Origin of the sequence: Mesorhizobium sp. M4B.F.Ca.ET.143.01.1.1 (assembly GCF_004792275.1) — a bacterium.
Lineage (GTDB): Bacteria > Pseudomonadota > Alphaproteobacteria > Rhizobiales > Rhizobiaceae > Mesorhizobium > Mesorhizobium abyssinicae.
This window is the reverse complement of sequence record NZ_SRSR01000003.1, coordinates 1-10,931: the sequence shown is the minus strand read 5'-3', so window position 1 is coordinate 10,931 and position 10,931 is coordinate 1. Positions and strand designations below refer to the sequence as shown.

General features: G+C 59.2%; 11 protein-coding genes. 2 read left to right on the top strand and 9 right to left on the bottom strand.

The window, feature by feature from the left end; translation table 11 throughout:
• Positions 1 to 17 precede the first annotated feature (17 nt).
• The 4 genes from EN786_RS07575 to EN786_RS07560 form a co-directional block, all read right to left on the bottom strand.
• Positions 18 to 1,091 (bottom strand): tartrate dehydrogenase, encoded by a 1,074-nt coding sequence (locus EN786_RS07575; protein WP_127282730.1) that lies wholly within the window; start codon positions 1,089 to 1,091, stop codon positions 18 to 20.
• A complete protein-coding gene (locus tag EN786_RS07570; protein WP_127308683.1) occupies positions 1,091 to 2,554 on the bottom strand; it encodes an aldehyde dehydrogenase family protein in 1,464 nt (487 codons plus the stop codon). The genes EN786_RS07575 and EN786_RS07570 overlap by 1 nt, the downstream gene beginning before the upstream one ends.
• A 24-nt stretch (positions 2,555 to 2,578) precedes the next feature.
• Complete coding sequence (locus EN786_RS07565; protein WP_127282732.1) at positions 2,579 to 3,400, bottom strand: glucose 1-dehydrogenase; 822 nt, start codon at positions 3,398 to 3,400, stop codon at positions 2,579 to 2,581.
• Positions 3,401 to 3,510: 110 nt separating this feature from the next.
• Positions 3,511 to 4,512, bottom strand: coding sequence for an aldolase/citrate lyase family protein (locus EN786_RS07560; protein WP_245478066.1), 1,002 nt, complete (start codon positions 4,510 to 4,512; stop codon positions 3,511 to 3,513).
• A 21-nt stretch (positions 4,513 to 4,533) separates the two neighbouring features.
• Here EN786_RS07560 and EN786_RS07555 point away from each other — a divergent pair, with 21 nt between their 5' ends.
• The gene (locus EN786_RS07555; protein ID WP_127282733.1) at positions 4,534 to 5,373 is read left to right on the top strand and encodes a hypothetical protein; all 840 of its coding nucleotides are present in this window, start codon (positions 4,534 to 4,536) and stop codon (positions 5,371 to 5,373) included.
• A gap of 57 nt (positions 5,374 to 5,430) precedes the next feature.
• Here the strand turns inward: EN786_RS07555 and EN786_RS07550 are convergent, their stop codons facing one another.
• The 5 genes from EN786_RS07550 to EN786_RS07530 all read right to left on the bottom strand — a co-directional run bounded on the left by EN786_RS07550 (position 5,431) and on the right by EN786_RS07530 (position 10,702).
• On the bottom strand, positions 5,431 to 6,354 hold the full coding sequence (locus tag EN786_RS07550) for a LysR family transcriptional regulator (RefSeq protein ID WP_127308682.1): 924 nt from the start codon (positions 6,352 to 6,354) through the stop codon (positions 5,431 to 5,433).
• 55 nt (positions 6,355 to 6,409) lie between these two features.
• The gene (locus EN786_RS07545; RefSeq protein WP_127282735.1) at positions 6,410 to 7,864 is read right to left on the bottom strand and encodes an NAD-dependent succinate-semialdehyde dehydrogenase; all 1,455 of its coding nucleotides are present in this window, start codon (positions 7,862 to 7,864) and stop codon (positions 6,410 to 6,412) included.
• A gap of 128 nt (positions 7,865 to 7,992) precedes the next feature.
• Complete coding sequence (locus EN786_RS07540) at positions 7,993 to 8,916, bottom strand: NAD(P)-dependent oxidoreductase (RefSeq protein ID WP_127282736.1); 924 nt, start codon at positions 8,914 to 8,916, stop codon at positions 7,993 to 7,995.
• Positions 8,917 to 9,062: 146 nt separating this feature from the next.
• Entirely contained in the window at positions 9,063 to 9,926 is an 864-nt protein-coding gene (locus EN786_RS07535) for an SMP-30/gluconolactonase/LRE family protein (RefSeq protein ID WP_127282737.1), read from the bottom strand.
• Positions 9,927 to 9,958: 32 nt separating this feature from the next.
• Complete coding sequence (locus tag EN786_RS07530) at positions 9,959 to 10,702, bottom strand: SDR family oxidoreductase (protein ID WP_127282738.1); 744 nt, start codon at positions 10,700 to 10,702, stop codon at positions 9,959 to 9,961.
• A 107-nt stretch (positions 10,703 to 10,809) separates the two neighbouring features.
• Between EN786_RS07530 and EN786_RS07525 the strand changes: the two genes are divergently transcribed.
• Positions 10,810 to 10,931: leucine zipper domain-containing protein (locus tag EN786_RS07525; protein WP_245474027.1), on the top strand; the 122-nt coding region annotated here is incomplete at its 3' end.

Genomic DNA, 10,931 nt, shown 5'->3' with positions numbered 1-10,931 from the left:
TGGTCCGCTTCGATTGGTCAAGTGTTGCTACCTCTAATCGCGGCTATTACCGCCTCGGTGACCTCCTGGGTTGTCGCAGTCCCGCCGACATCAGGTGTCAAGACCCCGGCTGCGCAGACCGTTTCGATCGCTTTCATCAGGCGGGAGGCCGCATCGATCTCCCCGAGATGCTCGAGCATCTGGCAGCCGGTCCAGAAGGCAGCAACCGGATTGGCGATACCCCTTCCGACGATATCGAAGGCCGAGCCGTGAATGGGTTCGAACATGGAAGGAAACCGTCGCTCTGGATCGATATTTGCCGTTGGGGCCACGCCCAGGCTGCCCGCAAGGGCTCCGGCAAGGTCAGAGAGGATGTCCGCGTGCAGGTTCGTCGCTACGATGGTGTCCAAGCTTTCGGGATACAATGTCATCCGGACGGTCATCGCATCGACGAGCATTTTGTCCCAGGTTACGTCGGCGAATTCTCGCGCAACCTCCGCCGCGATCTCGTCCCACATGACCATGCCGTGCCGCTGGGCATTTGATTTGGTCACGACAGTGAGCAATTTGCGGGGGCGGGACTGCGCCAATCGGAACGCATAGCGCATGATGCGCGTGACGGCGTGGCGCGTGAAGATGGCGACTTCGGTTGCAACTTCTTCCGGCATGCCGCGGTGGACGCGTCCGCCGTGCCCGGCATACTCACCTTCCGAGTTCTCGCGAACGATGACCCAATCGAGATCGCCAGGCCCCCTGCCGCGCAAGGGACCGGAGATACCCGGCAATATCCGCGTTGGGCGCACATTCGCGTATTGATCGAAGCCTTGGCAAATCGCCAGTCTAAGTCCCCAAAGAGTGATGTGGTCAGGGATCTGGGGGGCGCCGACCGCGCCGAAATAAATCGCGTCGTGGGTTTTAAGTTGCTCAAGCCCATCGTCCGGCATCATTTCGCCGTGGGTCTTGTAGCGCTCTGAACCCCAATCATAGCGCGTGACGTCAAGGCAAAAGTCGCCTGCCCGCCGGCTCAATGCCTCGAGCACTTCGAGCCCTGCGTCGATGACCTCAGGGCCGATCCCATCAGCCGGGATCGCGGCAATTGAATATTGTCGCATCACAGTGGCCGACTTCCGTACCTGGGCAAAGCGGCGGCTTCTTCCTCGAACCCGTAGACCGACTTCACTTCCAGATACTCTTCCAGCCCAAGTTCTCCCATCGAGCGCCCGATCCCAGATTGCTTATATCCGCCCATGGGTGTCACGGAATTGCTAGCCGCGCCGTTGAAGCTGACGCGCCCGGCGCGCAACCTGCTTGCGAATTCGTAGCCCTTCTTGCGGTCGCGACCGAAAACATATCCGCCGAGGCCATAGGGGCCGTCGTTGGCGATCTGCACCGCTTCCTCCTCGCTGGAATAGGGGATCACAACCAAGACGGGTCCGAAGATCTCTTCCTTGGCAATCGTCATATCTGGGCTCACGTCGACGAATACGGTCGGCTGCGTGAAATAACCCTGCTCGTGTCCATCGGGCCTGCCGAGGCCGCCGCAGACCATCCTGGCGCCCTCTTCCAGGCCATCTCGAATGTAGCCTTGGATGCCTTCGAATTGCGCTTGGTTCACAACCGGTCCCATCGTCGTGGTTGGATCGCGCGGATCTCCAATGCGAAATCGACCGACTTCGTCGAGCAGAAATGGGATCACGCGATCCATCTGGCTCTTGTGCACGAGCATGCGGCTTGGCGCGTGACACGATTGCCCGGTGTTGAAGAAGCAACGCTGTATGTTCCAGCGCGCGGCTCGCTCGAGGTCCGCGTCTTCGAGGACGATGTTGGCTGATTTCCCTCCGAGTTCCAGCGAAACGCGCTTCACAGTGTTGGCAGCCGCTTCACTGACCTTGATGCCGGCCCTTGTAGAGCCCGTAAACGAGATCATGTCGACGTCCTGATGCTCGGACAGCGCCTGGCCGACGACGCTGCCCTTGCCGAGTACCAGGTTGAAAACACCTTTTGGCACTCCGGCCATCTCGAACACGCGCGCAAGCATGACCGCGCTGACGGGAGACGCGTCCGAAGGCTTGAGGACCACGCTACAGCCCGCGGCAAGCCCGTAGATCGCCTTGATGGTTGGCGTCTGAACCGGCCAGTTCCAGGGCGACACAAGTGCGCAAACGCCGATAGGTTCGCGACGGATGATCGTATCGGCCAACTGCGTTTGAAAGCTGTAAGTTTTCAGGAGATCGCGAGCCACCTTCATGTGGCCAACCGGGCCAGTTGCCTGGGCTTTGGCACTAACCGGAATACCGACTTCCTGGGCCATCACATCGGCAATTTCGTCGACGCAGGTTTCGTAGGCGGAGATGATGCGGTCGAGCAATTCGATCCGCTCGATGGGTGTCGTCACCGAATAGCTTTCGAAGGCGCGTCGTGCAGCCGCAACAGCTTTGTCGACGTCCTCGGCGCTGCCACCGGTCGCCACCGAAGCGAAGGGCGTCTCCGTCGCGGGATCGATGAGCTCTCTGCGACCTGAATGGGCGGGGTCCACCCATGCGCCGTCGATATAATGTTGGCCGTAGTGTTCCATGATTGCCCTCTGCCGGCCTTTTCGTCAGAAGCTGTGCGTGTAGCCACCATCGCAAGCGATGGTTTGGCCGGTGATGAACGAGGCAGCCGGCGTGGTCAGAAACATGATAAGCCCTGCAAGGTCGGACGGCACGATGGTCCGCGGGATGCATTGGAGATCGATGTTGCGCTGGCGCACTTCGGGCGTCAGGTTCGTCATGCGCTCTTCGACCTCCGTCTCGACTGTGCCCGGGCGAATGCAGTTGACGGTGACCCCGTGCGGGCCGAATTCTCGGGCCAGCGAGTTGCTCATCCCGATCAGCGCCGATTTGGACGTCACGTAGTGAAGGTAGTTCTTCGTGCCGCGATGCACGGAGTCGGAAGAGATGTTGATGATGCGACCGAACGACTGCTTCTTCATCGTCTCGGCTACCGCGCGAGCGCACAGGAACGCGCCCGTAATATTGACGTCCATGACACGCCGCCACTCTGCCAACGGGATCTGGTCGAAGGGTCGCTTTGCAAGGCTTGAGAAGAGCGAGGCGTTGTTGACAAGCGCGTCCAAGCGGCCGAATTCATCAACGACTGCCTTGACCATCGCGTTGACAGACGCTTCGTCGGCGACATCGACTGATATCGGTTTCGCCTTTAATCCTTCGGCTTGGATTTCGGCCGCAACTGCCTTGGCGCTAGCGGCGTTTACGTCTGCGATCACCGCAACCGAACCAGCCGCAGCGAACTGTCGAGCGAGTTCACGGCCGATTCCCTGGCCTGAGCCAGTGATCAGGACGACACGATCTTTCACGCTGAAGTCTCGCGCCTCTCGATTGACGCTAGACACCCGATCCTCGACATCGCTCGTATCCACCTGTGTTCCTCCAAACTTTCTGGCCGTCAGTGAGTTATGGTTCAGCTCCAACCGAGTTGGCAGCGGAACATACGAGCTACACTGCCGACCGCACGTGTCGCATTGTGAATTCACCGGAAAGCGTTCGCGGCGGCAGTTGCCGCGCTCATCAGGAAGCCAGTGTCGCTTCCCGCGGAGACGTATCGCCCTCCAATCGCAATCATCTCCCTGGCTATATCAGGCCGAGAGTTCAGCCCTCCGACGCCAAGATGCTTGCCCTTAGCCCGACAAGCCGCCGCTACATGGGCATAAGCTTCGCGAACCTTGGGGTGATCGAGCTGGCCCGGCACGCCGAGTGAGTTGCAAAGATCGTTCGTGCCGACCAGCAGCATATCGATGCCTTCAACCGAGGCGATTTCCTCGGCGTTTTCCACCGCTGTGACGGATTCGATCATGCCGGTCACAAGCGTCGATTCGTTCAGCCGCCGCATGACCTCGCCGGCAGGTCCACCGCGGAACAGAGTGTGAGGGCTGGCCGCCAGGAGAGAGCGGTCCCCTAAAGGCGAAAACCGCGCCGCCTCAACGACCTGCTCTGCCTCGGCCCGATTCTCGATATGGGGAACGATAATCCCTTGGGCCCCCGTTTCCAGCGTCCTGCCAATCTCCGCCTTGTCCTTGCCGGCGACGCGAACCATAGGCGTCACGCCGAGCGCAGTCGCTGCGATGCAGATCTGGCTCACCGTCTCCAGTGAGAAACTGCAGTGTTCCAGATCGACATAAAGGCAGTCGAAGCCTGCACTCTTCGCGATTGCCACTACTTCAACGCCGCGCATGAGCCGAACGACCATGCCGACGGCAAGTTCCCCTGACTCCATCTTGGTTTTCGCCAGGTTTTGCGGTGAGATTTCCAGACTGGGCATAAAGAATCCAAAAATGACAATGCAGTCGCGTCGCACTATCGCGCCGCTGAAGAGGCATTCGCTCAAGACTTTGAAGCCAACATGCGGAGGTATCAAGTGCTCCCCAAGCGCCATCGACGCCGGGAATAACAAGACGTTATAGCTACCAAACACTACGGATACGCACTGGCACTGTTTTGCGTTATTTGAGGGCAGCCAAATAACTTCGAACATGATGACGTAAGAGGAGCGAACATGCGTATCTCGGAAGCTGCAACTTCAGAGGGTGGCCGGGTTGGTTCAATGCGGGAAGGAACCCTCGATCAGAAGTTCCTTTTGCAGGGCGACGACGACTCGCCGAACAACTACCTACTCAACGTGGGCCTGACCGGATCTGGCGGTTGGGGCACACCTCGCCACCGGCACAATTTCGATCAGATTCGCTATGTCCTGAAGGGCAAGTATCCCGCCTCCCCCACCAAGATCATGGATGAAGGTTCGGTGGGTTACTTTCCCGAGAGCGTCCACTACGGACCGCAGGATCGCCCCGAGGGGTTGGAGATGATGGTGATCCAGTTTGGGGGAGCCAGCGGATCCGGTTTTTTGAGTACACCACGCAGGGAAGCTGCCAACGAAGCGCTGAAGGCCAAGGGCGAATTCAAGAATGGCGTTTTTACTTGGCTCGATGAAAAAGGCCAAAAGCACAACATGGACGGTTCTGCCGCCTGCTTCGAGGAAGCGACTGGCAAGAAGCTGGTTTTCGCACCGCCTCGCTATGACGACATCGTGCTGATGAACTCAGAGTCCTATGCCTGGATTGAGACCGAAGCCGCCGGCATCTTCACCAAGCTCCTGGGCACCTTCACCGAACGGGGAATTCGTATCAGCCTGATCAAGGTCGAAGCCGGCGCAACCTTCAACACCGGGACGCGATCGGCGATCGAAGTGCTTTTCATGAGCAAGGGCAAGGTCACGGTTGGCGGCAAGACCTACGGGGAGAAAACCGCGATCGAGTTGCTTCCGTCGGACAACCCCTTGAACATCGAAGCGCAGGACGAAGCTCTGTTCTTCTCTGTCACGTTGCCGAAGTTTTGACGGACGAACTTCCCTGGGAGCGACCTCCCGGATGGAGACAGCCTGTTTCCATCCGGCCTATTCTGAAACCTTCTCGTGGCAAAGCTCGAGCCCGATCTGCTCCACGCAGGACACGAGGTCGCGACGCGGCTGATCCATTTCGTATCCTTCGCGGAAGAATACCGCGATGTCGCGCTTCAGCGCCGGATCCTCGAACGGAAGCGAGAGCAAACGTTGTTCGGCCACCTCCGTTCGCACAGCATGGGCGGGGAGGAGCGCCAAATGGTCCGTTTCGGCCACCAGTGACTTCAGCAGCGATACGGATCCGCAGACCGTCACCTGCACAGGAAGCTCCACCTTCATCGTCCGCACAATGTTGTCCAGCACGGTATGTGTGCGTCGCGACGTCGGACTGATCCACGGATACCGGACGAGTTGCTCCCAGGTGAGGTCGGTGACTCCCTGCAGCGGATGATTGGGACTGGCAATGACGCACAGCGTGTCGCGAAACAAAACGCGCTGGCGGAGTCCGTCAAGCATATCGAAGACCTCGGTCAAGCCGATCACGAAATCGAAATCGCGGCGTAGCAATCCGGTCAGCAGGTCGATCTGCGCATTTTCAACCACCTGCAAACGGGCGTCCTGATAGGTCTCACGCCATCGGCTCAGCGCCAGCGGAATGATTCTACTGGCAAGGCTCGGCAAACTCCCGATGCGAATTGACTCCGCTTGGCCCTCAAGGACATTCCGAAGGTCGCGCTCCGCCAACTGGATTTCTTCGCGGATCAGCCTTGCGTAACAGTAGAGAATATCGCCCTGTTTTGTGGTGACGACGCCATTGGGCCCACGTTCGAGCAGCTGCATTCCTACAGATGCCTCCAGCCGGTCCATCGAAGTCGACAACGCCGGCTGTGATATCCCAAGCAGTTTGGCCGCGCGGTTCAGGCTGCCGTGCTCGATGATGGTCGCAAGGTAGAGCAGCTTCTTGGGATCGATCTCCATAAACTAAGCCTATCCTCCCTGTCCCGTGAAGGGGAGTCTTCGGGGAGACCGAAACTCACACCCTCGAGCGACGTTCGGCGATCGTCTTGGCCACCGTATAGCTTTGGTACATCTCCGGACCACCCTCGCGGCCGATACCGCTTTCACGATAGCCACCGAAGGGCGCGTCCGCTCCAGGGCTGGTAAAGACATTGACCGCAACAGAACCAACCTGAAGCTCCCGCGATAGATAGTCCGTCCGCTCGACCGAGTTTGAGAAGACGAACGCGGCCAAGCCCATGCTGAGGCTATTGCTGATCTCCAGAGCCTCATCCATCGAGGCGACCGGCGCGCATGGCGCGAGCGGGCCAAATGGCTCTTCATTCATGATCTTCGCCTCGAGGGGGACGTCCGCCAGCACCGTCGGTGCATAAAACCAACCGCGGTTTCCGACCCGACTGCCGCCGGTAACGACCCGGGCGCCTCGGGCCACAGCATCATGGACGAAATCCGCCATGGCGCCCAGGCGGCGATTGTTGGCGAGTGGTCCCATCTGCACGCCATCCGCAAAACCGTCACCGACCTTGAGTGCTCGGGCCTTGGCCGCCAGGCTGTCGACAAAGTTTTCATAGACCGACTCATGGACGAGAAATCGGGATGGCGCCGAGCAGAACTGTCCCGCCATCCTGAATTTCCAGTTGGTGGCAAGCCGCGCGACTTCCTCTGCATCGACGCCCTCATCGACCAATACAGGAGCGTGCCCCCCCAATTCCATCAGGACCGGCTTCATCGTCTCAGCGGCAAGGCGCGTCAGGTGCTTGCCCACTCCGATCGATCCAGTCAGCGTGACAAGACGTGTGATTGGAGACAGCACCAGAGTGCGTGATACTTCGTCCGGGTCACCGAAAACGACATTGAGGACGCCGGCGGGCAACCCTGCGTCGAGGAAACATTGCGCGAAAAGACAGGCGGTCGCGGGGGTTTCTTCGGCAGGTTTGAGAATGATGGAGCATCCCGCCGCCAGCGATGCGCTGATCTTTCGCGATGGTGCGCTCATCGGCACGTTCCACGGCGTAAAGGCCGCGACCGGGCCGATCGGTTCGCGCACAACGAATTGCTGGATGGGTGGATCGGTTGGAACTATGCGGCCGTAGAGGCGCCGGATTTCTTCCGCGTCCCAGTCGAGAAAGGTGGCGGATCTTTCAATCTCCGCCAGAGATTCGCTCAGCGTCTTGCCTTGTTCGAGGGTGAAAATCGGCGCGATTTCGGCTGCACGCTCCCGCACCACTGCCGCGGCACGGTGCATGATCGCGGCGCGTTCCGAAGGAGGCGTCTTGCGCCAGACCTCAAAGCCGCGGGCAGAGGACTTGAGCGCGTTTTGAAGGTCCTCCGCAGTCGCCTTGGGCACTTGTCCGAGAATGGACTCATCGCTCGGATTCTCAACGTCGCAAACTGGAGGACGGTCGTAGATCCACTCCCCATCGATCAGCAGGCCGATCCGCGGATAGATTGGTTTTGCCTTGACGTTCACGTTGCAGGGTCCTTTTCAGATTACCGTATTAAGTCCTTGCGGACCTGCCGGCGAAGCCGGTTCCGGAAGTCGACATTCGCGGCGTCACAGCTTCGCCGACAATCGCTGCACGACTTGCGTGCCCGGGATCACTTGAGACTGCCATCCAGGAAGGACAGCACCGCGTCCTCGGCGATCGCGGCACCACGCGCTCGCTGGCCCCAGGTTTGTGCACCGATATGCGGAGCCAAAATGACATTGGGCAAGGCGGCCAATCGTTCCGGAACGTTCGGCTCATCCTCAACGACGTCCAGCGCGGCCCCGGCAATGGCTCGGTTCTCCAGCGCTTCAATCAGCGCGTCGGTGTCAACGAGGCTTCCGCGAGCAACATTTACGAGCCGGCCTTTCGGTCCAAGCGCTTCAAGTTGGCTAGCTCCGATTACATGCCTGAGGCCGGGCGACGCAGGAACAGCGAGAACCAACACATCAGATGCGGCTGCCAGTGCAGACCATCCGTCATGCAGAGAGGCCCCCAAGCCGGCGTTGGACTGGCGATCGAGCGCGGCGAGTTTCATGCGCGAAGCCGTTGCCCGAGCCGCGATGGCCTGGCCAATCCGACCGCTCAGACCTGCGATGCCCATGGTCATGCCGACGACGCTATCCCCAAGGACGAAGCGCTCTTTGCGCCATTCTCCGCTGCGGGCAAACCTGTCGGCATTGACGAGGTTGCGACATAGCATGTGCGTGAATGCCATCGCCAAATCCGCTACATCGTCGGTCAGCGCCTCGCCGACACACCGCACCTGCACTTTGCGCTTTGACAATGCCTGTAAGTCGATGCGCTCCTGTCCCACCCCTTGCGATACGACGAAACCAAGATTGGGCAAGGCGTCCGCGATCTCGCCACTGCAGCCGCGTGTCGCGCTGGTCATCAGAACCCGCACGTCGGCGCGGTCCGCCTCTGGCAAGGCCGGAATCTCCTCCGGGCTGGCCACGACGCGCACCAGACCCAGGCCTTCCAATCGAGGGTAAGACATGCCTGCGAGGGCAGGAAAAGCAATGACTGAATACATTCGTCTGATGTCCGGCCGCGCCGTTCTTTAAACAGAACCGGAAACTATCGGTCCCCCTTTTCAACGGCAACAAACGTTGGAGACGGAAGAGAAACGGCCATAGCTTTTTGTTATATCCATTGGATCAAAGTGGATCGGCAAAGAGCTTAACGAGCTTGCACGCCAGCGGTATCGGGGCTCGAAACGTCGACTTCGACTTTGAAGATTGCGCTATTGCGTTTTCCAGCGGCCATATCTTCTTCTGTACCGATGAAGGTAGTCGCAAAGAGCGTGCTCCCGTCGCTGCCTCCCAATGTGCATGAGATGCCGGACCCGGCGAACTTGAACCGGTGGGTGATTTCCCCGCCGTCGAGAACGCGCACAAACTCGCCCGTATTGCAGATTCCGACCCAGATTGCGCCTTGCGCATCAGCACAGAGGCCGTCCGGCTGTCGCGAGCCTAGATCGGCGAACATCCGCCGATTGCTAAGGTTTCCGGCCACATCAATATCGAACGCCGTGAGCCGCCCCTCCCACGTTTCGGCGACGATCAACGTTCGCCCTTCATTGATGACAACTGATCCGTTTGGAAAGTCGATATTGTCAGCAACCGTCACGACGGTCCCGCCGGGATCCACGCGATGGAGCCAGGTTGGTTTGCGAGGTTCGCCTGCAACAAAATCATAGCCGAAATTGCCGACGTAGATGCGGTCCTGCGGGTCCACGGCGAAGTCGTTCAGCCATCCTGTCGCATGGTTCGACAGGTCGGCATATTCACTGAGCTTGTCGCCATCGAGGCGAAGCAGCCTACAATCCTTGGCCGAGACGATGATCAGCGTTCCGTCCGCCAGAAATCCCAGCCCCGAAGGACGGTTCGGCACATCGAACACCCTCCGGCGTTGTCCTTCGGCTGTGAGCGCGTAGACCTTGTGGTCGAAAACATCGGACAGCCAGAGCAGTCCCTGGTGCCACTTTGGCGCCTCCAGGAACATGAAATCCTGGGCGACGAGCTGTGGTTCAAGTTCGATCATTTCATTCACCGGCGTCCGCAGACACTCATCACTCACCAGCCCCCGTCGCAATGAATGTCTTGTCCCGTAATGAGGTCGGCGTGGGAAGATGAGAGGAAGATCGCGAGGTTTGCGATGTCGACCGGCTCGATCCTGCGCTTCAGACTTTGACGTTCAAGAATCCATTGGTGATATTTCTCACGATTTTCGCCGAAATGCCGCCACTCGGCTTCAGACACGACCGCGCCAGGTGAGATGCCGTTCACATTGATTCCATGGTGCCCAAGTTCGCGCGCCATTGACTTGATGAGCCCGTACATGGCGCCTTTGGAGGCGACATAGGGGACGAAGCCCTCCCAATGTCCTGTGAGGGTCAGCGACGTCAGGTTGACGATCTTGCCGTAGTTCTTCCGCTTCATGTGTACGCTGCAAGCGCGCGAAATCACGAAGGCGGCCGAGGAGTTGATCCGAACTTCTTGCTCGTATTCTTCAATCGAGAACTGCTCATGCGGCTTGTTGACGACGAACGCTGCATTGTTGACCAGAACGTCGATCCCGCCGACCTCCTCCGCCAGCGCGGTAACCGCTTTCTCGGTTCCCGCCAGATCGTTGAGATCGCATCCGAAGTAACTCACGCCTTCGCCAAGCTTGGCAAGTGTCGCGTCAACGTCCGACATTTCCGGGCGATCGGCGGCGATCACTCTCGCTTCTTCTTCGCAATAGCGCTTCACCAAGGCCTGTCCGATCGTGCCGAGGGCGCCAGTGATCAGAACCGTCTTGCCAGAGAGAATTCCCATGCTGCCTCCAGACAGATAGCTAGCTGTGAGCTTTCGGGAGGTTGTCCATTCGGACCGGACCGAGGAGACTGGAGTTACCACGCTTCAGCATCCATCGGAGGATCCGAATGAACATCCATAAGAATGCCCGTCTCACACCGCTGCGTCGAGAGGAGATGGCGCTGTCGGTGATAGAAGGCGCTTTCTCCAAAGCCCATGCGGCGCGTGTCTACGGCGTGTCGGCCAAGAT

Coding starts and splice junctions, on each gene's coding strand:
- EN786_RS07575 (WP_127282730.1), bottom strand. CDS start 1,091: ATGCGACAATATTCAATTGCCGCGATCCCGGCTGATGGGATCGGCCCT.
- EN786_RS07570 (WP_127308683.1), bottom strand. CDS start 2,554: ATGGAACACTACGGCCAACATTATATCGACGGCGCATGGGTGGACCCC.
- EN786_RS07560 (WP_245478066.1), bottom strand. CDS start 4,512: ATGTTCGAAGTTATTTGGCTGCCCTCAAATAACGCAAAACAGTGCCAG.
- EN786_RS07555 (WP_127282733.1), top strand. CDS start 4,534: ATGCGTATCTCGGAAGCTGCAACTTCAGAGGGTGGCCGGGTTGGTTCA.
- EN786_RS07550 (WP_127308682.1), bottom strand. CDS start 6,354: ATGGAGATCGATCCCAAGAAGCTGCTCTACCTTGCGACCATCATCGAG.
- EN786_RS07540 (WP_127282736.1), bottom strand. CDS start 8,916: ATGTATTCAGTCATTGCTTTTCCTGCCCTCGCAGGCATGTCTTACCCT.
- EN786_RS07535 (WP_127282737.1), bottom strand. CDS start 9,926: ATGATCGAACTTGAACCACAGCTCGTCGCCCAGGATTTCATGTTCCTG.
- EN786_RS07530 (WP_127282738.1), bottom strand. CDS start 10,702: ATGGGAATTCTCTCTGGCAAGACGGTTCTGATCACTGGCGCCCTCGGC.